Here is a 23827-nt window from a genome sequence, read left to right on the forward strand (position 1 = left end):
TAGGATGCTTTTTGTTTAGATTATAATAATAAGAAAAATGGGGGATTGGCATGGAAACTATCGATAAGTTAAAACAATACGTCGAACAACAACTGGGTGATGACACTACCGGACACGACTACACCCACATTCAAAGAGTTGTTGCATTGGCCAAGGCAATTAGTGAACAAACGGAAAATGCTGATTTATTAATTGTCTTAACTGCTGCATACTTGCACGACGTGATTGACGATAAGTTAATCGATGATACATATGACAAACAAAAAGAGGTGCAATCCAAGTTAGTACAACTGGATTACACCTCAGTACAAATTGATGAAGTGATGGATATCATTACGCACATGTCTTACAGTGCAAATTTAAAACATCACTATGAATTATCGATTAATGGGCAGATCGTCCAAGACGCCGATCGACTAGATGCGATTGGCGCAATTGGCGTTGCCAGAGCTATGTATTTCGGAGGTCACTTTGGTGATACCATCTATGACCCCGAACAAATGCCTCGCAATGATATGGACAAAAGTCAATATCGTGAGCATACAACGGTCATTAATCATTTTTATGAAAAGTTATTCAAACTACCTGATTTAATGAATACGACGGTTGCCAAAGAAATGGCGGACAGACGTAGTCAATATATGCACGATTTTGTGAGGGAATTTAAGGATGAATGGCAAGGCATTCACTAATTAGATACGTAATTACTTTACGATATCAACGAAGTGACCGTGAACTAAGTTAACTAAATCAGTTGCATCTAGTTCAACGGAGCGACCAACTTGTCCGGATGATACCAGAATTTGGCCTTGGCGCTTAGCTTCGTTATCAATATAGATAGGGTAGTGGAACTTTTCGTAGATTCCAACAGGTGTGTTTGCACCATGGACATACCCAGTGGTCTTTAATAGGTCCTTTAGCGGAACCATGTTGACCTTCTTGTTGCCAGATTCTTTGGCAAGTCTCTTTTCGTCTAAATGTTGATCCAACGGCACCACGCCAACAACTGGACCAGTTTCCTTACCTTCAAGCACTAATGTCTTGTAGATACGATGTTGATCCATGTCTTCTTCGACTTCTAGTTGAGCGACGTTATTTTCGTCGTGTGTTGCGAATTGGTGTTGGATATAAGAAATGTTATTTTTATCAAGAATTTGTTCGACTAATGTCTTATGAACTTTATTTTTCTTCTTTTTTCCCATTTCAAAATCACCTCGGTAATTATTTTAGCATAGAATTGACAACCAATTAACGTTAATGTAGTATATACCAAAAATGATATATATCTAAAAAGGTATATTTTAAAAAGGGGAATATAAGATGAATTGGTTATTAATTTTAATTACGTTTTTAGGGGTGAATCTAGACTTCTTTTTCATCCTACTTCTATTGTTGAAAAAACATAAATTAGGTTCAGTTATGATGGGGTATCTAATTGGATTATGGGTACTACTAATACTAAGCTTTAGTGTTGGTCAAATTCTAGACCGTTTTCTACCGGAATGGATGCTAGGTTTGCTGGGAATCCTACCTATCTACATGGCCTTAAAGGATGAGGACGAAGACGCCAAAGAGGTGAATCACAAGTCACCAGTCGTGATTACACTAGTTACTTACCTATCAGTATGTGCTGGATGCAACCTGGCATTGTTCTTGCCGGTGCTATCTACTATTAGTGCGATTCAAATATTAGAAGTGATTGCGGTATTAACCGTTTTATCAATTCTGGTAATTTTGATTATCAAGTGGATTGGTAATATCAAACCAATCAATGATTTGATGGAAAAATACGGTGAGATTATGACAAAGGTGGTCTACATTGGTGTCGGAATCTATGTATTGTTTGATAGCGGCTTAATTGCCCACGTAATTTCTTGGTTCTAGGGGATGTTTAAATGCAGGATAAAATGAAAATCATTGAAGAGGTTGCAGCCATCTACAAGGTATTGAGTAATGAACGCAGAATTTTAATCATTACTTCCTTAATGGATGCGGACAAATCATTAAGTGTTAATCAGATTTGCGAGGAGACTAAGCTCGATCAACCGGTGGTTTCAAAACAACTAGGTATCCTATATAAGTATCAAATTGTTTGTAAGGAAAAAGTCGGAACCAGCGTGTTATATGGTGTCGACGATCCGCACGTGGTTGAAACGATTTCAGATATGATTCAACACGTAAAACATGAGATAGTTGGAAAACCTCATCCAAGGAATTTGTTTTAAATTTGCGAAGTTGTATCGATAAATCTGTTATACTGATTTTTAGAAAATTAATCGTGAGGAGTAGAAAATGGCTGATTTAGTTTATAGGATAGTGTCATCTGACTTAAAGCAAAAGATAGTCGATAACGAATTTCCTAACAAACGCTTGCCCGACGAGCGAACATTAAGTGAGACCTACCATGTAAGCCGCAGTTCTGTGAAGCGGGCATTGAAAGTATTGGCTGATGACGGAATTATTTTCAAAAAGCGTGGCTCAGGAACATTCATTAATCCGTTATTTATGAAAAATAAGACGATTTTTCATTATGAAGGTTCTAACCTAGGGATTACTGATAGTATGAAGAGTCAGGGGAAAGTACCGAAGATTAAGTTATTGAGCTTTAAAGTTGTACCCGCAAGTAAAGAAATTCAGCAGGATTTATTCTTGGCTGATGGAGACTTCGTATATGAGATTCAACGACTTCGTCTATTTGATGACAAACCATTCATGATAGAAACAGGATACATTCCTATTAAAATTGCTCCAGAGCTAACACAAGAGATTGTTGAAAAATCTATTTTTAACTATGTTGAGGACACTATTAATAAGAGCGTTACACGTTCATTTTTATCAATATTGGCAAGTCCATCAAATGAACAAGATCAAAAATTATTGAACCTAAAACCTACTGAACCAGTTGGTGTCATGGAAGGGATTTTCTTTCTAGATGATGGAACTCCATTTGAGGTCTCAAACATGCGTCTGCACTATCAATATTTACGTTACAATACTTTCGTTATGGTATAAAAATTTAATACGAAAAAGTTATGAAAATCATTGGACTATTATGCCAAAATCGTTCATAATAATGACGATGTAATAATGGTTTAATTGCAATGTGGAAATTGGACCGTATCAATTTGCAAAAAGGTTGACTTTTTGTAAAAAGTCTTTATTATATTCATTGTAATTAAAATTATCGGGCGTAGTCTGATGATTTTTCCATTATTAATTTCAATAGTTTTTATTTTAAAAGGAGTGTTAATTAATGGCTCAAGATTTCGATTCCAAGCAATACTTGGAAGAATTAGATAAATACTGGCGTACTGCTAACTACTTATCAGTAGGTCAACTATATCTAAAAGATAACCCATTATTAAAGAGAGAATTAACATCAAGCGATGTTAAAGTTAAGCCTATCGGTCACTGGGGTACTATCGTATCTCAAAACTTTATTTACGCACATTTAAACCGTGTTATTAACAAGTATGACCTAAACATGTTCTACATTGAAGGTTCAGGTCACGGTGGCCAAGTTATGGTATCTAACTCATACATTGATGGTAGTTACTCAGACATTTACCCAAACATTTCACAAGATGAAAAGGGTATGGCTAAATTATTCAAACAATTCTCATTCCCTGGTGGAGTTGCATCACATGCTGCCCCTGAAACTCCAGGTTCAATTCATGAAGGTGGAGAATTAGGTTACTCACTAGCCCACGGTGTTGGTGCTATCTTTGATAACCCTGATGTAATTGCCGCTGTTGAAATTGGTGATGGTGAATTAGAAACTGGTCCTCTAGCTGCAAGTTGGTTCTCAGACAAGTTTATCAACCCAGTTAAAGATGGTGCCGTTCTACCAATCATTAACTTAAACGGTTTCAAGATTTCTAACCCAACTATCATGTCACGTATGTCAGACCAAGAAATTACTGACTACTTCAAGGGTATGGGCTGGAAAGCTTACTTCGTTGAAAACGAACAAGACTTCGATGATCACATGGCTTACCACGAAAAGATGGCTAAGGTTATGGACGAAGCTGTTCAAGAAATTAAAGATGTTCAAAAGAATGCACGTGAAAACGAAACTGCTGACACTGCTAAAGAACCAGTATGGCCAGTTATCGTTGTTAGAACTCCAAAGGGTTGGACTGGTCCTAAGTTTGACTTAGACGGTAACCCAATTGAAAACTCATTCCGTGCTCACCAAATCCCAGTTGATGTTTCATCAGACAAGATGGAACACGCTGACTTAATCGTTAACTGGTTGAAGTCATACAAGCCAGAAGAATTATTTAACGATGATGGTACTATCAAGGATGACATTAAGGCTCTAGCACCTAAGGGTGACAGAAGAATGTCAGTTAACCCTATTACTAACGGTGGTATCGATCCTAAGCCACTTATCTTACCTGACGTTAAAGAATTTGCTGTTGACGTTAAGACTCCAGGTGAAACTGTAGCCCAAGATATGGCTGTATGGAGTAACTGGTTAGGTGCCGTTATGAAGGCTAACCCAGATAACTTCCGTGCATTTGGTCCTGACGAATCAATGTCAAACCGTCTATTCGGTGTGTTTGCTGAAACTAACCGTCAATGGATGGAAGAAATTATGGAACCAAATGACCAATACGTTGCACCATCAGGTCGTTTAATCGATTCACAACTTTCAGAACACCAAGCTGAAGGTTGGTTAGAAGGTTACGTATTAACTGGTCGTCATGGTTTCTTCGCAACTTACGAATCATTCGGTCGTGTTGTTGACTCAATGTTAACTCAACATTTCAAGTGGTTACGTAAAGCTGCTGACCAACCATGGAGAAAGAAGTACCCATCATTGAACTTTGTTGATACTTCAACTGTATTCCAACAAGATCACAATGGTTACACTCACCAAGATCCAGGTATGTTAACTCACTTAGCTGAAAAGAAACCAGAATTCATTCGTGAATACTTACCAGCTGATGCTAACACATTATTAGCTGTTGGTAACGTTGCTTTCGCTAGCCAAGAAAAGATTAACTTAATCATTACTTCAAAACACCCACGTCCACAATGGTTCTCAATTGAAGAAGCTACTAACCTTGTAAACAATGGTTTAGGTTACATCGACTGGGCTTCAACTGACCAAGGTCAAGAACCTGACGTAGTTATTGCTGCTGCTGGTACTGAACCAACTTGGGAATCACTAGCTGCTATCTCATTACTACATGACGAATTCCCAGAAATGAAGATCAGATTCATTAACGTTGTTGACTTCTTGAAACTACGTTCACCTAAGGTTGACCCTCGTGGTTTAACTGATGAAGAATTTGACCGTCTATTCACTACTGACAAGCCAGTTGTATTCGCATTCCACGGATTCGAAGGTCTTGTTAAGGATGTATTCTTCGATCGTCACAACCACAACGTTCACGTTCATGGTTACCGTGAAAACGGTGATATTACTACACCATTCGACATGCGTGTATTGAACCAACTAGATCGTTACGACCTAGCTAAGGAAGTTGTTAATGACATTCCAGAATACTCAGTTAAGGGTGCATCATTCGTACAACGTATGAACGACATGGTTGACAAGCACAATGCTTACATCCGTGAAGTTGGTACTGACTTACCAGAAGTTAACGAATGGCAATGGAAACCATTAAAGTAATTAGATAATTTATCTGATTTACTTATGGTCAAACCATAAAGAAAAGAACCGTATCTTTTGATACGGTTCTTTTTGTTTACATAAATGTTTTAAACGAATCGGGAAGTGGTGACTTAATCTCGATTCGATCCATATAATAAGGTCTAATTAACGTTAACTTCCAAGAATGAAGTAACATATCATCATTATCTGAATTAGGGTTATACAAAGGGTCGCCCACAATCGGGTGGCCAATGGATGCTAAATGGACCCTAAGTTGATGAGTTCGCCCAGTATGCAGCGATAATTCGACTAAAGAATTGTTGTCAGTGGTACATTGCACCATGTAGTCGGTTTTAGCTTTAAGAGGTTTGATACCATCAATCTTTCGTTTACGTTTATCATTGGGGTCAAAACCAATTGGTTTATCGATTGTTCCAGTTGGTGAGGTGATGATACCCTCGGTCCAGGCTAGGTAGTTTCGATGAATGACCTTATCCTTGATTAGTCGAACCAAGATAGGGACCACTGCAGGATTTTTGCCGACAATGATGGCTCCTGAGGTGAATTGATCCAAACGGTGAATCATAAATGCATGCTGATTGGTTTGATTGAGGTAGGCCTCACAGAAGTTTAGTAGTGTGTTGGTCTCACCAGGTTGATTAGGGTGGGTCTTGAATCCGCTTGGCTTATTCACCACCAACAAATCTGCATCTTCGTATAAGATATCAGGTTTAATTGAACTATCTGGGATTAGATTTTGTACCGGCAACGAAAAATCATCTTCAACAAACGTAAGATGGATTTCATAACCGTTCTTAATCGCAAAATTCATGGGTAAATACTTATTGTTAACCAAGACCCGTTCATTGGTCCTTAAGGAAAAGATGAGGTGCTTAGGGATTAATAATTGCTTTTGTAGGTATTCTCGTAGCGACGTTTCTTTAGCGATTTCAGAAACGGTTAGTTTATATTCCCATTTTTGCATTTTTTCACCTCTTTTAGTCAAATGTGTTACTATATTCAGTCGAGTTGTGATAAGGTGTAAATAGTAATTTTAAACCGGAGGGCATTATGGATAAAAAGATTATCAGCCTTTGGAGTCTCTTATCACTAGTAATGTTTATTATATGTGATTTTTTAATGGGTGAAAATGCCCAAGATCTAATCAAGACAATTATCGTTGCCGCAGTATTATACCTACTTCTAATTATAGGTGGTTTACTTAAGTGGCGTCTAGCTTACCACTTCCTATTATTTGTTGTGGGTATCTATACTTTAGCGATGATTAGAATTGTATTTATCTTTGCGACCCAAAGCCATAGTGGTGTTTCAGTACTAGCAGTCGTATTTGCGGTGCTAGGAATTATTGTGAACTTATTGTGGTATCGAATCGCCGCAAAACAAATTAAAAGCGACTACGTAAGAATCGTTAAAAAGAACGTAAAAAAATAAGATAGGTGTTTTAATAATATGGAAATGGATGCACAAAAATTTATCGATGATGTTACTGCTGAAAGTTTTGAAACTTACTCAGCTGAAGTGTCTTTGGAAGACTTGAAGAAGGATACTGAAAAGGCATTTCAACCATTGATGGAATTCATGGAAGAACAAGTAAACAGTGGCCGTTTGGCTTCTGCACTACTACAAGTGAAGGGTGAAGACATTAGTTTTTACCTACAAAACAATATCGTGAACTTACCATACAGATACATCAAGAATATCTCAAAGATGATGAGTGACGAAACTAACTGCCCACTAAACGTCTACATGTTCGTAGAATCACCTGATGTGAACCGTTCAAAGATGCGTATTGATGAATTATCATCACAAGATGACTTTGCGGTCAACACTGATTTAAGTGCTAAATTGGGTGCATGGGCAAATGACCAACTTGCTGCAATCGAAGAAAATCAAAAGATTGAACAAGAAGTTGCCGAAAAGACAGACAAGAAAAAGCCAGCTGCTAAGAAGAAAACTGCTAAAAAGACTACCAAGAAAAAATAGTCTAAATCACTCTTATGTGTTATACTACTTGTTGCGATGAGTCGAGGAGATCGCGCAACTACGGTTGTATTCACAAGATGTGATTAAGCGATATTTTCGAAGGGGACACATTATGCGGACGTAATTCGCGTGTCTGATATGTTGGTGATGTGAACACCACTTATCCGTCTACTTAGTAGATGCCAAAAAGAGCGTAACTTCATTTGAAGTTACGCTCTTTTTTATTTAACCAAGTATAGTTGATCTTCAATTAAATCGAATGGTTTGTGGTGACGGTTTAAGTTCTTAACGTCATTGTTTTCGACGAATTCAGCATTGTCCCAGAATTGCTTCGAATCTGTGGCACCGTATTTTTCACCAATGGTGATTAGTGGAATGTCCTTACCAGATTCACGGATGGCTGATAATAACTTCCAGTCGATATCGATACCATCAGGTGACCAGCACATGATGATGTAGTCAATGTCGTCCTTGTACTTATTGAAGGCATCGATTGCGTCCAATGATTCGACGTCGGTAACTAGATGTTTACCGGTTTCGTTTTCCTTCTTCCATGCAAGGTTATCAGTACAAATGACATCAGCACCATTCTCACGTAATCCTTTTGAGATGTATCCATTTCCGGCCATCACTTCCAAAACTTTTTTGCCATTTAAGAACTTGGCAATGTCATTGGTGAATGGGGCGGAGATGTATGCCCACATCCCGTATTGTTCTTCTAAGTAGTCACGGAATTCACGTAAGTCTTGATCTAGTTTTGGTAATTGATCAACGAATTGGTTCCAGACGGCGTCGCCCTTAGGGTCGCCCATTGGGTACTTTTCGTTCACGTAAGCGAAGATGGTGTCTTGGATGTCGTCTGGCAATAGCAATACCGGTAAATCTTGTGGTAATTGGTTTTGTTGTAATAAACGGTCTGCTTCTAAAACGTTATTGATTAGATATTTAATGTCAGAAAAATCATTGAATAAATCATAGTACTTCTTCATTCTTTCGATGTATGAAGGCTTATGAATGATTTTTTTATTTTTCTTCATTTTCTTAAGTAGTTTCTTTTTATCCATTGTCTAACTCCCTTGAGTTGCTTAATTATTATTTTATGGGAAAACCGAGATGAATGCAAAAAGAGGGTATTATGTCATATGATATAACATAATGTGCCATAAACTTGGATTTAAATTCAAATTAAAGACAATTAACCCTGTACTTATTTAATTTTAATGATATAATATGTTACATGATATAACATTATAAGGAAATGAAGGTAGATATTGATGGATTTAGCAAGTACGGGATTTGTTTTTATTTCAAGTATTTTAGTTCTGTTTATGACACCGGGTCTAGCATTCTTCTATGGGGGCCTAGTTTCAAAGAAAAACGTTGTTAACACTACCATGTCAGTATTCATTATGACTGGTTTAGCAGTTATTCTTTGGGTTGTATTTGGTTACAGCCTTTCATTCTCAGGTGATATAGGTGGATTTATTGGAAACCTAGCCCATCCATTTATGAATGGAATTGATCTTACATCACTTACACCAACTAAGATTCCAGTAAGCATTTACTCAATCTTTGAAATGATGTTTGCGGTTATTACTCCAGCGCTATTCGTTGGTGCGATTGTTGGTCGTATTCGTTTCAAGTTCTTATTATGGTTTGTAATACTATGGTCAATTATCATTTACTACCCAATGGTACACATGGTATGGTCACCAACTGGATTCTTAGCAAAGCTTGGTACTTTAGACTTTGCTGGTGGAACTGTCGTACATATTAATGCAGGGGTTACTGCGTTGGTATTATCCATTTACCTAGGTAAGCGTCTAAACTTCGGCAAAGAAACTAAGCACTACAACCTTTCATGGGTATTGTTAGGTACTACCATTCTTTGGATTGGTTGGTATGGTTTCAATGCCGGATCAGCTTTAGGTGTAAACAATGTCGCAATGCAAGCTACCATGACATCAACTGTTGCTGCCGCAACTTCAATGATGGTATGGATGCTATTAGATATGCACTTTGTTGGTAAGCCACAATTAGGTGGTATCTGTACTGGTACACTTTGTGGACTTGTTGGTATCACTCCAGCTGCTGGTTTCGTAACTATCGCCGGAGCTTTTGCAATCGGTATCGTTGCTACTCTAGTAAGTTACTTCTACGTAAACGTGCTAAAGGCTAAAGTAGGTGCAGATGACACACTTGATGCATTCGGTTGTCACGGTGTTTCAGGAATGGTCGGAAGTATCATGACTGGTCTATTTGCTACTAAGGCAGTAAACAGCTCAGTTGTAGACAATGGTCTATTCTACGGTGGTGGTTTCAAGTTATTCCTAACTCAAATCATCGCTACTTTAGTAACAATCATCTTCGTTGCAGTGGCTTGTGCAATTATTATTTCACTACTAAAACTAGTAATGCCAATGCGTGTAACTGAAGAAGAAGAAAGAGCCGGACTAGATATCGTAGAACACGGTGAAGCTGCCGATTACATGGTTTCATACGGTGAAACTGGCAAGGATCACAGTAAGGATATCGAAGTTAACGCTGATGAGTTTAAGGGGCAAATTAACCACTTAGACAATCCAAATCTACCAAAAGATTAAAAATATTATACCTTTCAAAAGACCGCAATAGCGGTCTTTTTGCTTGTTTAATTAAAAATAAATTAGAAAAATATGATAAAAAGTGTTGACTTTTATTATTTACGGCATTAGTATTTAGTCAATCAAATAAATCAGACAACAAAAAGATCGGGAGAGTAACCCTTGAAGATAGTTCAGAAAGTCTACGGTAGCTGTGAGTAGATCGATTCGACAAAGGTGAAGATGGCCCGTTAATTGGCAGCGTCGATACTTAAACGCTGATGGGGTGGCAACCATTATTAATTGCACACGTTGATAGACGTTAGTGAGGGATGTAGTGTAAGCTGCATCCAAATTAGAATGGTACCGCGGAATCCGCTTCTAGTATTTATACTAGGAGCGGATTTTTTTATTTGATAAAAAATTCATTAAAACTTTAGAGGAGTGATTGATATGACACAAGTAGCAACTAAGCAAAAACATTTTGATATCGTAGGTAGTTTCTTAAGACCAGAGAAACTAAAGCAAGCAAGAGAAGACTTCAGTAACGAAAAGATTACTAAAGCAGAATTGACTGAGATTGAAAACAAGTTGATCAAAGATTTAGTTGAAAAAGAAATTGCTAACGGTTTAAAGATTGTTACTGACGGTGAATTCCGTCGTAGCTACTGGCATTTAGATACCTTCTGGGGTTTTGATGGAATCAAACATACCAAACAAGAACATGGTTACATCTTCCATGACGTTGAAACCAGAAATGACTCAGCTCAATTAGATGGCAAGATTAAGTTCAATCCTAATCATCCTGACTTATTAGCATTCAAGTACTTACAATCATTGATTGAAGACAATGATGAAGTGATTGCCAGACAAAGCATTCCATCACCAGCTCAATGTTACTTAGAACTAGTAAGAGGACCTGAAAATGTCGCCGCCTTACAAAAGGTATACGGAACTGACACCGACGCATTAATTCATGATTTAGGTTTGGCATACCACGATTTAATTCTTGCTTTATACGATGCTGGTTGTCGCGACGTTAAGTTAGACGACTGTACCTGGGGCTTACTTGCTGATCCAGATGGTTGGGCATTAGTAAAAGATGGTTTTGATAACCTCCAACAATTACTAGACTTAAACCTAAAATTCAACAACGAAGCCATTCGCGACTTACCTGAAGACTTACGTATCAGCACTCATGTATGTCGTGGTAACTACGCATCAACATGGGCATCAAAGGGTGGCTATGCTCCAGTTGCCAAAACACTATTTGGTAAGGAAAACGTTCAAGCATACTACTTAGAATTTGACGATGACCGTTCAGGAGACTTCGCACCACTTGCTGAAGTTTCAAAAGGAAAAGACGTTGTCTTAGGTCTAGTTACCAGCAAGCGTCCAGAACTAGAAGATCAAAAAGTCTTAATCCAACGTGTAAACCAAGCTACTGAATATGTAGATTTAAAACACCTATCATTAAGTACTCAATGTGGATTTGCTTCAACTGAAGAAGGAAACCACCTAACAGAAGAACAACAATGGGCCAAGATTAGATTAGTAGTCGACACTGCTAAAAAGATCTGGGGAGAATAATAAACAAAACATACCAATGAATAGAAGAGTAGACTAATTACTTTGATAGAGAGCTGCGGATGGTGAAAAGCAGTAAGTTAATTTTTCTATAGATGGTCTAGGAGGTATCGTCCAGCAATGGATGCGGTCAATTACCGATATTCAATTAATCGTAATTTACGATGAGTGGGTAATGAAAATTACCAAACTGGGTGGTACCACGCTAACGGCGTCCTTTGATTTTAATTAATCGAAGGATGCCGTTTTTTATTAGGAGGTGAAGATATGAGTAAGACCGACATTATCAGTTTTGAAAACGTCAATAAAACGTTCGAAACTGATGAAGGACAAAACGAGGTTTTGTCCGGTGTAAATTTAAAAATTGAACAAGGTAAGATATTCGGTATCATCGGATATTCCGGAGCCGGTAAATCGACGTTAATTCGTTGTATTAACGGTTTGGAACTACCAACTTCAGGATCCATCAAATATCTTGATACGGTGGTCAATGAATTGAGCGAAAAGGGATTAATCGATTTAAGAAGTGAAATTAGTATGATTTTTCAACAGTTCAACTTGATGCCCCAAAGAACGATTGCTGAAAACGTCGCATTACCGATTAAGTACAAAAAAATCGGAAAGAAGCAAACGACAGCTAAGGTTGACGAACTGCTATCATTGGTTGGTCTATCCGACAAAGCGGATGCATATCCAAATTCACTTTCCGGAGGCCAAAAGCAAAGAGTAGCGATTGCTAGAGCGTTGATTAATGACCCGAAGGTATTGCTTTGTGATGAAGCAACTAGTGCACTGGATCCAGAAACGACGGATTCAATCTTGGAAATCTTAAAAGAACTAAATCAAAAACTTAATATCACAGTCGTTGTGGTAACCCATGAAATGAAAGTAATTGAGCAAATCTGCGAAGATGTTGCTGTTCTACATAATGGTCGGATTGTTGAGACTGGAAATGTCTACGATGTTTTCTCTCATCCAAAAGAAGAGATTACCAAACGTTTCGTCAAGACAACCACCAACTTAAACGTTTCAAAGGGATTGTATCAAGCACTAGGTTTACCTGAAGGTCACCGCTTAATTCGGGTGACTTACAACAATGAAAACACGATTGATCCAGTTATTTCATTGGTATCTAGAAAGTACAACGTCGACATCAGCATCTTGTTAGGTGATATCAAATTAATCCAAGGCAAGCTCATCGGTGGATTGATTATCTCCGTTGAAGGAAACGAGGAAGATATCGAAAATGCCTACAAGGAATTAAAACTAAACATTGGAATTGAAGTGGAGGTGATTAACGATGTTGAATAGTCTTTTTCCAAACGTTGGAACGAACTGGCCTGAATTCACCCAATCGATTGTCGAAACGATTGAAATGGTGATTTTATCCGGAATAATTTCATTAATTATCAGTTTGGTCATCGCAGTCATCTTGGTAGTCACCAAGCACGATGGAATTAATCCCAACTTCATCATCTTTAATATCTTCGATAAATTAATCAATTTATTTAGAAGTATTCCATTCATCATTCTAATTGTTGCGTTAATTCCACTAACTACATTGATTTCTGGAACTGCCATTGGGGTAACCGGGACCATCTTCCCATTGGTTGTCGGAATTACACCATTCTTTGCCCGTCAGATTGAATCAGCGTTAAACGAAATTGATCCTGGTTTAATTGAAACCGGTAAGGCAATCGGCTTAAGCAACTTCCAAATTGTGAAGTCAATCTATCTACACGAAGGCATCATCAGTATCACTAGAATGACTACTACCACAATCATTAGTCTCATCGGACTAACCGCCATCGTCGGCGTTGTTGGCGGAGGGGGCCTAGGAAACTTCGCCATTCAATACGGATACCAACAAAACCAATTCGATGTAACGATGGCCTGCATCATCGTATTACTAATCTTAGTCACAATTGTCCAAGTAATTGGAACATTAATCGCGGAACTATTAACCCGCTAAAGGAGCGTTTTATATGAGTCAAAAAAGTAGTCATAATAAAAAGAAAGTCGCTAGTTTATCAGCTATCTTAGTAGCGATTCTAGTCGTTGTATTAGGTTTCATTATCGTATCTGGTCACAACAAGTCAGGCGAAAGCGCCAAGGGCAAAAAGGTTGTCACCGTCGGAATTATTGGTAGTAACGATGTGCCAATCTGGAAACAAGTAAACAAGGAATTAGCAAGTAAACACATCTACGCTGACGTAAAAGTATTCAGTGACGGTGAAGCGTTAAACCAAGCAACCAATAGTGGTCAAATTGATATTAACTCTTTCCAACACTATGCATTCCTACATCAAGAAGTAAGTCAAAAGAACTACAAGCTTACCGCAATTGGTAACACTTATATCCAACCTTTGAACATCTATTCAAAGAAGATTAAGAACGTTAAGGATCTAAAGGAAGGCGACAAGATTGCCATTCCAAACAACCCAACTAACGCTGGTAGAGCATTGAAGGTATTAGAAAAGGCCGGCTTAATCAAGACTAATCCAGCTAAAGGTTACTCACCAACAGTATCCGATATCACAAGTAACCCTAAGAAGTTACAAATTATTGAAGTTGACCCAGCAGCCATCATCAAGTTATTACCTAACTTCGCAGCTGGTATTACCAACTCAAACTTCGTTCAAGCCAACCACTTGAACCCATCTAAGGATTCAATCTATGCAATCGCACCAAACATTAACGATTCATACAACAAGCCATGGATTAACATCTTGGTAACTAAGACTTCAGAAGAAAACAACAAGACCTATAAGGAGGTGGTTAACGCATACCATTCTAAAGCGGTATACGACCTAATCGAAAAGGAATACAAGGGCGTATCTTTACCAGCATTTAAATACTAATTCGTTTTTGAAAGGAAGATTATTATGGCAAAAGTAGAAACAAAGGTAGAAAGTTTTACATTAGATCACACAGCAGTAAAGGCACCTTACGTGCGTTTAATCACAGAAGAACATGGACCAAACGGCGACACAATCGCTAACTTTGATTTACGTCTAGTTCAACCAAATGAAGAAGCAATCCCAACTGCCGGATTACATACCATTGAACATTTACTTGCAGGACTATTACGTGACCGTTTAGACGGTGTTATCGACTGTTCACCATTCGGTTGTCGTACTGGTTTTCATTTAATCACCTGGGGTAACCCTGGAAACGATAAGGTAGCGTTAGCATTAAAGGATTCACTACGAGCAATCAGAGATGACATCGAATGGGAAGATGTCCAAGGTACTACTGCAGAAAGCTGTGGTAACTACCGTGATCATTCATTATTCTCAGCAAAGGAATGGTGCAAGACTATTTTGGACGAACAAATTAGTACTGAACCATACGAACGAAAAGTAATCTAAAACAAATGAGGTGAAAGATATGGATTTATGGCAATACTATTGGTTCCGCGCCGTCGCATTTATTGTGTTTTGGTTAGGTTATTTCTTATTGATGACATGGGCATATGTTGGCAGACCCCATATCTTTCATCGACTAAAAAACAAAAAATGAGTGCTATGTACAATTACGAAAAAAACTCCAGAAAACATTCTGGAGTTTTTTACATTTTATAATCATCAAAATTTAAATTAAGTTCTTCTTGGTATGCTTCTGGTTGTTCACCGTCTTCTAAGTATTGACGGTCCTTGCCATGAAGATAACCATTGATAAGTTGGTATACTTCGTATCGATCTTGTTGATCCAAAGTGTGATTACCAAAGGTTAGTTCATTTTTCTCCATCAAGACGCTACCTAGATTGAAATGTTCAACAGAAGTTCTTCCTGTCAAATAATCCATGCTGACGTTGAAGTACAATGCCAGTTTTTTGATTTCGACATACGAAGGTGAACGAATCCCACGTTCCCAATTACCAATTTGTGAAGGGGTATTTTTGTGTTCATCTTCTGGAAATCTTTCGTTTAGATTGTTTGCAAGTTGGTTCATACTGATATGTTGCCCTTTACGAAGAGCTCTTAATCGAATCGGAAACATTTACAACACCTCTACGCATATTATAACCGAAAATGCGTCAAATTGGCGGGTAGTTGCTTTTTATTTATTGAAACTCTATACTCGAATTATTAAATACTGAAATGGAGAGCACTATCTTGAAAAAGAAAACCAAAATCTTACTAGCGACCGTGATTACTTTAATCGTATTGACGGTAGTTGGTTTTGTGGGTGCGGGGATGTATTTTTACAACGTCGCCGTGGTTCCTTCGCACAAGACCTTTTTAAGTAACGATAAAATTAAGAAGAATTCACCACTATATCCAGGTACCAAGTGGTACTACAACGTCAAAAAGATTCACTGGACCCAGAAGTCTGCGACCGGAAACTTAAAGCTGGTGGCTAACTACATTCCAGCAGAGAAGAAGACTAACAAGACCGTGGTGATTGCCCACGGCTACATGGGTAGTAAGGAAAAGATGGCTCCTTATGCCTACATCTTCCATCAAATGGGTTACAACGTTTTAACTCCCGATGATAGGGGCCAAGGCCAAAGCGAGGGTAATTACGTTGGTTACGGTTGGCCAGATCGTCTCGACTACATTAAATGGATGAAAAAAGTCATCAAGTACCAAGGACCAAAGACTGAAATCGTGATGTTTGGTGTCAGCATGGGGGGAGCTACTACCATGATGGTATCCGGTGAAAAAGACGTGCCACACCAAGTTAAAGCATTTATTGAAGACTGTGGTTACACCAGTGTTTCCGATGAAATTAACTACGAAGCCGGTCAACTTTACAACATGCCAGCATTCCCACGTTGGCCATTGGTTCCAATCCTAAGTGGAATTACCCACATTAGAGCCGGATACAGCATGTACGAAGCTTCATCACTAAACCAAGTGAAGAAGAATCACCGTCCAATGCTATTCATTCATGGGGCCAACGATAAGTTCGTACCAACTCGCATGGTTTACCCACTATACAAGGCTAGCAAGGGACCAAAACAACTACTTGTTGTGAAAAATGCAGCCCATGCTGCTTCTTATCAAACTAATCCAAAGTTGTATGTTGATACAATTAAGGGATTTTTGAACAAATATTTTAAATAATATTAAAGGCGTTAGATGTTGAATCTAGCGCCTTTTTCGTAATTTTAAAAACTTTCAGTGTATCAAATAGGGGGTTAAATGTTATTATAGATAGTGTGTAATAACACCATCAAACAATACGTTTAATATTCGTTAAAAAAATAAATAAAAAAATCAGAAAGGAGGACGCTTTTTGATTGAACTAGCCGCATTAGTATTTTTAATCGCTGGTGCTTTATTAGGTTTTTGGGTTAGTGATATGCGCATCAAGGGTCAAGTTGACGCTGCCAAAAGTAAGGCTGCACAACATTTACAAAAGACCGCCGATGAGACTGCCGTAAAGGCTAAGCAAATCATTGCTGATGACAAAGAAGACATCATGCAATACCAAAAGATTGCAGACGATGAAATCGAGTCTCAAAAAGAAGAAAATATCACCCGTGAAAACCGTTTGAACCAACACGAAAAGTACTTGGAACAAATGAAGAACCGATTAACTAAATATACTAATGATTTAAATGAACGCAGCGATGAACAAGCTAAGGTCCAAGATGATATCGATGACGTCATGCACCAAGCCGAAGACATTTGGCAACAACGTGAATTGACACTTCAATCAATCAGTCATATCGATAAGAACTATGCTCGTCATGCTGTGTTGAATCATACCGAAAACGCTCTTCGTCGTGAAAAAGACATCGAAGTTAAGTACAACTTGTCCGAAAGCAAGGTTGCCGCTAACAAGATTGCTAATGACCTAGTAATTGAAGCTATTCAAAGAGGCCCTAGGGATGAACCTAGAAGTCACATTGAAAGAAACATTGCCTTGCCAAGTAGCGACATCAAATCCAAGTTAATTGGTAAGGACGAACAACATGTTCGTCTACTACAAACACTAACTGGAACTGATTTAATCTTTGATGAAGACTACCCATTACTACTTCACATTGTTACTCATGATCCAATTAGAAGAGAAATTGCTCGTACAACTATTGAAAGTCTGATCATTTCTCGTCACTTTACCAACAGCAACATCGAGTATCTGGTTAATACCACTACTCAAAAGGTTAACGCGGCTTTACGTGAAACCGGTGAAACAGTTGTTCACTCACTCCACGTTGGACGTGTTCATCCTGACTTGATGAAGATTATTGGTAAATTGAAGTTTAGAACTAGTTATGGTCAAAACGTTTTATACCACTCAATTGAAACTGCTCAATTGACCGGTGCCTTGGCTGCCGAATTAGGTTTGAATACCCAATTGGCCAAACGTGCTGGATTACTTCACGATATTGGTAAAGCCATTGACCACGAAGTTGGTGGAACCCACGTTGAATTAGGGGTCAAACTAACTGAGGCCTTTGGTGAAAACGAAGTCGTTGTTAATTCAATTGCTTCTCACCACGGTGACGTTGAACCAACTGATCCAATCGCTATTCTGGTTGCCACCGCCGACGCCATTTCTGGTGCTCGTCCAGGAGCTAGAAGTGAATCAATTGAAGAATACGTCAGTCGTCTACGTAACCTAGAAAACATTGCTAACCAACACAAGGGTGTTCGCGATAGCTATGCCATCCAGGCTGGACGTGAAATCAGAATTATTGTAAATCCTGAAATGTTAAATGATGATAACAGTAAGCTATTGACTAAACACGTTAAGGATCAAATTCAAGATGAATTGACTTATCCGGGTAAGATTAAGGTTACTACCATTCGTGAACTAAAAGCTGTTCAATACGTTGGTAAGAATAAGAAACGCAATCATAATACAGTTAAAGAAGCTTAATGCTATTATTGTTAAACTAAAAAGAGTCCCAAAACATGAAGTTTTGGAACTCTTTTTTTATGGTCTGTAGATGACCTTAAAGTTATGATTGTTTTCAGCTTTAATGGTCTTGTGTTCTCTTAAGTAATCAGCGATTAATTGACTCATCATTCGATCATCTGACTTGATAATCTTGTCTTGAGAAAACATTTGGTAGTTTCCACCACCGACGGCACGATAGATGTTTAACACGATTTTTAATTCGGCGTCGTCATCGATTGGTTTGCCATGGTAGGTCAAATCTTCGATACGGTGACCAACTGGTTTAGCGACGTTAATCACGTAGTCGACACCTTCATACATATCGTAGTTGTAATGCTTTAGCTTAGGGAAAATGTAGTCATGGTTTACACCAATCTTACCGTTTTGGTAGTCAAAGTACTTGGCGCTAGTTTCCATGGCGGCCTTTAATTCGGCACCAGTAATCTTAAGCACGGATAGACTGTTAGGGTAAACGTAGTTAGTGATGATATTTCTCATTGTAATCGGATTTTCAAAACCGTGAGCTTCATCATTAAATAGGGCGGTTGCCGAAATGTCTACTCCCATAGTTTGCATCTGAATATTTTGAATGAACTGGATGAAACTGGTCTTGTTTAAACGGGCTTCAAAGGCGTTATCAAAGTCCATTGATCCTTCGATATGAGCCATTGGTTCATCTAACCACTTGTTGATTTGTTCTTGGATGTCGTCCAACTTATTGGCGATTTCATGATCAACTTGGTACTTCTTAGTTGGAATTAATTCGACTTCACTGGATTGCACAAAATATTTACCATTGTCATCTTGTTGAACATCTAATTCGATGTGTCCAACGTATTGACCACGATGACCTGGTTGAATGATTGGGACGCCCAATAGGTGACCAGCAATCTTTCTGTGTTGGTGACCGGTGATAATGGCATCGACACCGTCAACATGTGCTAGGATATCGTATGTTTCGTTTTCACCATTTAAGACTTCGGTTGGGACACCTTCTTCATCACGTTCGATTCCGCCGTGATAAACGATGACGTTTAAATCGGTTTTTTCGCTCATTTCAGGGATGTATTTGGCGGCGGTGTCCTTGGCAGAAAGGAAGGTTAGACCGGCTAAATGGGAGTTCTTTTCCCACTTAGTGGTACCTTGAGTGGTTAGACCCAAGAATCCGACCTTTACACCATTAATATCTTTAATTTCATATGGATTACCAAATGGGTGGGTACCATCTTCATCAATAATATTGGCACAAAGAAAATGGCGATTACACTCATTTATGGTGTTGTGTAGGTATGATAATCCGTAATTAAACTCATGATTTCCTAATACTCCAAAATCGTAATCAACGGCATTAAAGACGTCGTTAATTTGTTTTGGTGCGGATTGTTTTTTGATTTCAGCAATATAGTATGCCAATGCTGATCCTTGCAAGAAATCCCCGTTATCGATGGCTACGACGTTATCCAGCTTGGTTCTAAGATCCTTGATTGCTGTAGCGCAACGAAGCACCCCAAAGGGTTTATCGTCCTTTAAGTTCACATAGTTAGTGGGGAACAAAAAGCCGTGTGTATCACTTGTCTCTAAAAGATTTATTTTCATCGTGCCACCCCCGTATTGAATTATCATGATTCTTCCGTTTCTTTTATTGTGTATATTTTATCACTTTTTTAAAAATGAAAAATTAAGATTTGATTAACATTTACCTTTTCTTAATAAAAATTTAAATTGATTTATCTTATAGGTATGTTAAGATGATTACAGTTAATTGTATTTACATTTAGTAAGTACTACTAACCTAACCATAATTGTTTTTATAAAAATTAAGCGATTAAGGGGTGATATAAATGTTGAATCTTTACGTAGCACCAAGTAGTGCATCCAGTCGTAAAGCTAGAGCCTGGTTAAAGGGCCACGATATTGCTTTCCGCGAAAGAAATATCAATTCTAACCCATTGAATGCGGACGAAGTAAAACAAATCTTACGTCTTACTGAAAATGGGAGCGAAGACATCATTTCAACAAGATCCAAAATTTTCAAAAAGCTAAACATCGATTTTGATAGCTTGTCACTATCAGACTTGGTAGATTTAGTTGTCAAGTATCCAGACCTTATCAAACGTCCTATTGTGTTTGATGACAAACGTTTGGAAGTTGGGTACAATGAGGAAGAAATTCGTCGTTTCTTACCCCGTTCCATTCGTGAAACTGAACTAAAAGAATTAGAATCACAGTTGGAAGCTTAATATTTTAGAGTGACGGCATTACTTTGTAATGTCGTTTTTTTATTCACTCAAAAGGAGTCACATTATGATAAAAATGATTGCGCTGGATCTAGACAATACACTATTGAATTCATCCAAAGAAATTAGTGATGAAAATGTTTCAACACTACAAAAATTACATAAAAAGGGAATCGCCGTTGTCCTATGTACCGGTCGCCCGATTAATGCGGTCTGGCCATATGTAAAACAACTTGGTCTAACCGAGGAAAATGATTACACCATCACATTCAACGGTGGAATGGTGATTCGAAATCACGATCAAAAGGTGTTAAACCAAAAGGGACTAACCCTAGCAGATTTTTCCTTAATTCATCAATACGCATTGGATAACGACTTACCATTGGACATTCTAGACTTTGAAAAGGTCTACGAATTAACCGATTTGGTTAAATCAACCTATAAGGAAGTCTTGAATTCACCACTTGAATTCGTTCCAACTGATTTCAAGGAATTAGAGAACAAACCATACAGTAAGGCCATCATGTCAGAACAAATTGCGGCATTGGATAATGCACGTGCTAATTTTCCAGCAGAAATTACTGACCATTATAAAATCGTCCGTTCTCAGCCCAAAATCATGGAATTTTTGCCATTAAACATGAGTAAGGCTTACGGTTTAAATATTTTGTTAAAGCACTTAGGATTGGATTTTTCCAACCTGATGGCATTTGGTGATGCGGAAAATGATTACGAAATGATTGAAGCTGCCAATGTCGGTGTTGCGATGGGCAATGCCTCTGATGAAATCAAGAAGATTGCCACAGATGTTACCGTCGATCACGATGACGATGGGGTAGCGGTATTTCTACACAAATACTTTAATGAATAAATAAAAAAGGACTTAAACGAGAAGTTTAAGTCCTTTTTGTTTACTTGTTGTTTGCGAATAAGTAGTTCAAGTATTCCATAAATGTCTTTAGGTAACGCTTTTCATCTACTTGGATAGCAACACTAGCAGTAGGATTTGGATCGTCTAGGTGAGCAGTATCACCGGTAGTACGTCCGTAGTTTAATTCACCAGTGTGAACCAATAGGTCTAGGTCCAATGTTTGAACGAAGCTTGGGTCACAAGCAACACCAACGGCTAATGGGTCGTGTAGTGAACAACCACCTAGGTGTGGGTACATTTCAGCGTAAATATCGATGTAGTAGTCAACGATATCAGCGAACTTTTCACCTGCAACAGTGCCTAAGTCACGCCATTGTTGAGTTTCTTTTTTAGTTAGAAGAGTTCTTAATGTAACGTCTAGACCAACCATAGTATCGTGTAGTGGGCTTCTAAATACTTCGTTGGCAGCAGTAGCATCTTGGTTGATGTTTGCTTCAGCAGCATCAGAAACATTACCAGGAACAGTCAAAGCACCACCCATTAGAGTAACGTTACCGATTAAGTCGGCAATTGATGGGTCCTTACGTAATGCTAAGGCTAGGTTGGTAAGTGGACCAGTAGGGATGATTGTTAAATCCTTACCGTACTTGTGAGCGGCTTCGATGATGAAGTCGACACCTGATTGTTCTTCCACTTGGCGGCTACTTGCTGGTAATTCAACTTCACCAACACCGTTAACACCATGAATATGAGCTGAAACTTCCATTACTTCGAAACTGTCAGTTTCTAGTGAATGTGGTTCACCTTCAAATACTGGTACGTCAGTAGCACCTAATAGGTCTAGAATTTCTAGTGAGTTCTTAGCGGCTTGTTCTACCAATACGTTTCCGTATGAGTTCACAACACCTACTAAATCGGCGTTAGGGGCAGCGACAGCGTAGGCGATAGCCATTGCGTCATCGACACCTGTATCAACGTCTAAGATAATTTTTTGCTTTGCCATAATGAAAAACCCTCCCAATATTAATTCCCCTCACGGATCTTTGCCCGTGAACATTTTTCATTAACTTTAATTATATGGGCTTTTCATCCAAAATAAAAGGGGATACTAAGAAGTTTTTAAGGAAATGACATATAAATACGAACAAATTTAACGAAAATGAGAAATTTGTTAATAAAAAAATCTCGACTTCTAAACGAAATCGAGATTTTGGTTGCTAGTTTCTAAATAGGAATTCAGCAATTGTTTTATCCAATGTTGGGTTTTCGTGCAACATTGAATGTTCAGCAGAAATTGGATCTCCACGGTATAGGTAGAATGTGTAGCTCTTAACGTAAGGCTTAACTAGTTTACCCATTGGCTTAACGATATCCACGGCTTCTTCACCATCGGTACCAACGTTGTAGATTTCTCCTGCGATGTTAAAAATCTTTAAGTTGCGTGGTAAGTTCTTAGCACGTTTATCACCAGCTGGGTAGTCGTTGGCGATACTTACGAACTTGTTAATCTTAGGAGCTTCCTTTTGGTTAGGGTTTCTAACCATGTATTCGTAGGCGATTTGACCACCTGATGAATGTCCTAAGAAGTTAACTGATTTAATGTGGTAAGTCTTGTATAGGTAAGTCATCACATTTTTCATTTGTTTAGCTTCTTTGATTGGGTGAGTGTTGTCTTCAAAGATTAATTGAACTAATGGGTTGTCAGCTGAAATCTTCTTGACATATTTCTTCATGGTAGTAACCTTACCATTGCTAGAAATATGAATACGAAGAGCACGCTTAGCAATGCCGTGATCGTTGAATTGATTAATGAAGTCATCGGTTGAAACGGCGTTACCACCATAACCGGGGATGAAGATAGTTGCAGTTCTTGTCTTGTCTACCTTCACATCATTTAGGACACGACCTCTAAAAATCCATGAGGTAGTGATGAATAGGGCAATTGCTTCAATAATCAAAACAATCCCAATGATAATTTTTCTGCGTTTGCTGTGCATAATTGTTCTTCCTTTGCTAAAGTATAATTATAAGATACATAATATATTAAATAACACCAAAATA

General features: G+C 38.3%; 24 protein-coding genes. 17 read left to right on the top strand and 7 right to left on the bottom strand.

Going from position 1 to position 23827, the window contains the following annotated elements; all coding sequences use genetic code 11:
- Positions 1-50: 50 nt before the first annotated feature.
- Positions 51-692, top strand: a complete 642-nt coding sequence (locus RZ78_RS00935) for an HD domain-containing protein (RefSeq protein WP_054607830.1) — start codon at positions 51-53, stop codon at positions 690-692.
- A gap of 12 nt (positions 693-704) precedes the next feature.
- Here the strand turns inward: RZ78_RS00935 and RZ78_RS00940 are convergent, their stop codons facing one another.
- On the bottom strand, positions 705-1202 hold the full coding sequence (locus RZ78_RS00940; protein WP_034530987.1) for an aminoacyl-tRNA deacylase: 498 nt from the start codon (positions 1200-1202) through the stop codon (positions 705-707).
- Positions 1203-1320: 118 nt separating this feature from the next.
- On the opposite strand from RZ78_RS00940, the gene RZ78_RS00945 reads away from it, so the two are divergent.
- From RZ78_RS00945 to RZ78_RS00960, 4 genes are all read left to right on the top strand, one after another.
- Positions 1321-1884, top strand: coding sequence for a cadmium resistance transporter (locus tag RZ78_RS00945; protein ID WP_054607831.1), 564 nt, complete (start codon positions 1321-1323; stop codon positions 1882-1884).
- Between the two features lie 11 nt (positions 1885-1895).
- Positions 1896-2225, top strand: coding sequence for an ArsR/SmtB family transcription factor (locus RZ78_RS00950; protein WP_054607832.1), 330 nt, complete (start codon positions 1896-1898; stop codon positions 2223-2225).
- Positions 2226-2292: 67 nt separating this feature from the next.
- Positions 2293-3012, top strand: coding sequence for a GntR family transcriptional regulator (locus RZ78_RS00955; protein ID WP_054607833.1), 720 nt, complete (start codon positions 2293-2295; stop codon positions 3010-3012).
- Positions 3013-3253: 241 nt separating this feature from the next.
- The gene (locus tag RZ78_RS00960; RefSeq protein ID WP_054449616.1) at positions 3254-5644 is read left to right on the top strand and encodes a phosphoketolase family protein; all 2391 of its coding nucleotides are present in this window, start codon (positions 3254-3256) and stop codon (positions 5642-5644) included.
- Between the two features lie 76 nt (positions 5645-5720).
- Here RZ78_RS00960 and RZ78_RS00965 read toward each other — a convergent pair whose 3' ends face one another.
- Positions 5721-6611 (bottom strand): RluA family pseudouridine synthase, encoded by an 891-nt coding sequence (locus RZ78_RS00965; protein ID WP_054607834.1) that lies wholly within the window; start codon positions 6609-6611, stop codon positions 5721-5723.
- An 86-nt stretch (positions 6612-6697) separates the two neighbouring features.
- Here RZ78_RS00965 and RZ78_RS00970 point away from each other — a divergent pair, with 86 nt between their 5' ends.
- Together RZ78_RS00970 and RZ78_RS00975 are read left to right on the top strand one after the other, a co-directional pair.
- Positions 6698-7078 carry a hypothetical protein gene (locus RZ78_RS00970; RefSeq protein ID WP_053791403.1) on the top strand — a complete coding sequence of 127 codons (381 nt, stop codon included), beginning with the start codon at positions 6698-6700 and terminating at the stop codon, positions 7076-7078.
- Positions 7079-7096: 18 nt separating this feature from the next.
- A complete protein-coding gene (locus RZ78_RS00975; protein ID WP_054607835.1) occupies positions 7097-7630 on the top strand; it encodes a hypothetical protein in 534 nt (177 codons plus the stop codon).
- A 221-nt stretch (positions 7631-7851) separates the two neighbouring features.
- Here RZ78_RS00975 and RZ78_RS00980 read toward each other — a convergent pair whose 3' ends face one another.
- Positions 7852-8694 (bottom strand): hypothetical protein, encoded by an 843-nt coding sequence (locus RZ78_RS00980; RefSeq protein ID WP_054607836.1) that lies wholly within the window; start codon positions 8692-8694, stop codon positions 7852-7854.
- Between the two features lie 210 nt (positions 8695-8904).
- Between RZ78_RS00980 and RZ78_RS00985 the strand changes: the two genes are divergently transcribed.
- From RZ78_RS00985 to RZ78_RS01010, 6 genes are all read left to right on the top strand, one after another.
- Entirely contained in the window at positions 8905-10233 is a 1329-nt protein-coding gene (locus RZ78_RS00985) for an ammonium transporter (RefSeq protein ID WP_034530975.1), read from the top strand.
- A 432-nt stretch (positions 10234-10665) separates the two neighbouring features.
- Positions 10666-11802 carry a 5-methyltetrahydropteroyltriglutamate--homocysteine S-methyltransferase gene (locus RZ78_RS00990; protein ID WP_054607837.1) on the top strand — a complete coding sequence of 379 codons (1137 nt, stop codon included), beginning with the start codon at positions 10666-10668 and terminating at the stop codon, positions 11800-11802.
- Between the two features lie 264 nt (positions 11803-12066).
- Positions 12067-13110: a methionine ABC transporter ATP-binding protein gene (locus RZ78_RS00995; protein ID WP_054607838.1), complete on the top strand. Its 1044-nt coding sequence runs from the start codon at positions 12067-12069 to the stop codon at positions 13108-13110.
- Positions 13100-13771: a methionine ABC transporter permease gene (locus tag RZ78_RS01000; RefSeq protein ID WP_054607839.1), complete on the top strand. Its 672-nt coding sequence runs from the start codon at positions 13100-13102 to the stop codon at positions 13769-13771. Before RZ78_RS00995 ends, RZ78_RS01000 begins: the two co-directional genes overlap by 11 nt.
- A 13-nt stretch (positions 13772-13784) precedes the next feature.
- Positions 13785-14660, top strand: a complete 876-nt coding sequence (locus RZ78_RS01005; protein WP_054607840.1) for a MetQ/NlpA family ABC transporter substrate-binding protein — start codon at positions 13785-13787, stop codon at positions 14658-14660.
- Between the two features lie 24 nt (positions 14661-14684).
- On the top strand, positions 14685-15170 hold the full coding sequence (locus RZ78_RS01010; RefSeq protein ID WP_053796214.1) for an S-ribosylhomocysteine lyase: 486 nt from the start codon (positions 14685-14687) through the stop codon (positions 15168-15170).
- A 200-nt stretch (positions 15171-15370) separates the two neighbouring features.
- On the opposite strand, the gene RZ78_RS01015 is transcribed toward RZ78_RS01010, so the two are convergent.
- Positions 15371-15802: a helix-turn-helix domain-containing protein gene (locus tag RZ78_RS01015; RefSeq protein ID WP_034530974.1), complete on the bottom strand. Its 432-nt coding sequence runs from the start codon at positions 15800-15802 to the stop codon at positions 15371-15373.
- 116 nt (positions 15803-15918) lie between these two features.
- Between RZ78_RS01015 and RZ78_RS01020 the strand changes: the two genes are divergently transcribed.
- Together RZ78_RS01020 and rny are read left to right on the top strand one after the other, a co-directional pair.
- Entirely contained in the window at positions 15919-16872 is a 954-nt protein-coding gene (locus RZ78_RS01020) for an alpha/beta hydrolase (RefSeq protein ID WP_054607841.1), read from the top strand.
- Between the two features lie 172 nt (positions 16873-17044).
- Complete coding sequence (gene rny, locus RZ78_RS01025; protein WP_054607842.1) at positions 17045-18637, top strand: ribonuclease Y; 1593 nt, start codon at positions 17045-17047, stop codon at positions 18635-18637.
- A 57-nt stretch (positions 18638-18694) separates the two neighbouring features.
- Here the strand turns inward: rny and RZ78_RS01030 are convergent, their stop codons facing one another.
- Positions 18695-20281, bottom strand: coding sequence for a bifunctional UDP-sugar hydrolase/5'-nucleotidase (locus RZ78_RS01030; RefSeq protein ID WP_337589036.1), 1587 nt, complete (start codon positions 20279-20281; stop codon positions 18695-18697).
- Positions 20282-20499: 218 nt separating this feature from the next.
- Here RZ78_RS01030 and spx point away from each other — a divergent pair, with 218 nt between their 5' ends.
- Both spx and RZ78_RS01040 read left to right on the top strand, forming a co-directional pair.
- Positions 20500-20898 (top strand): transcriptional regulator Spx, encoded by a 399-nt coding sequence (gene spx, locus RZ78_RS01035; protein WP_034534086.1) that lies wholly within the window; start codon positions 20500-20502, stop codon positions 20896-20898.
- Positions 20899-20962: 64 nt separating this feature from the next.
- Positions 20963-21766: a Cof-type HAD-IIB family hydrolase gene (locus tag RZ78_RS01040; RefSeq protein ID WP_054607844.1), complete on the top strand. Its 804-nt coding sequence runs from the start codon at positions 20963-20965 to the stop codon at positions 21764-21766.
- Positions 21767-21806: 40 nt separating this feature from the next.
- Here RZ78_RS01040 and RZ78_RS01045 read toward each other — a convergent pair whose 3' ends face one another.
- Together RZ78_RS01045 and RZ78_RS01050 are read right to left on the bottom strand one after the other, a co-directional pair.
- On the bottom strand, positions 21807-22769 hold the full coding sequence (locus tag RZ78_RS01045; protein ID WP_041152831.1) for a nucleoside hydrolase: 963 nt from the start codon (positions 22767-22769) through the stop codon (positions 21807-21809).
- Between the two features lie 214 nt (positions 22770-22983).
- Complete coding sequence (locus RZ78_RS01050; RefSeq protein ID WP_054605332.1) at positions 22984-23763, bottom strand: alpha/beta hydrolase; 780 nt, start codon at positions 23761-23763, stop codon at positions 22984-22986.
- Positions 23764-23827: the final 64 nt, after the last annotated feature.

Origin of the sequence: Apilactobacillus kunkeei, from assembly GCF_001308195.1 — a bacterium.
GTDB classification, from domain to species: Bacteria; Bacillota; Bacilli; order Lactobacillales; family Lactobacillaceae; genus Apilactobacillus; species Apilactobacillus kunkeei_C.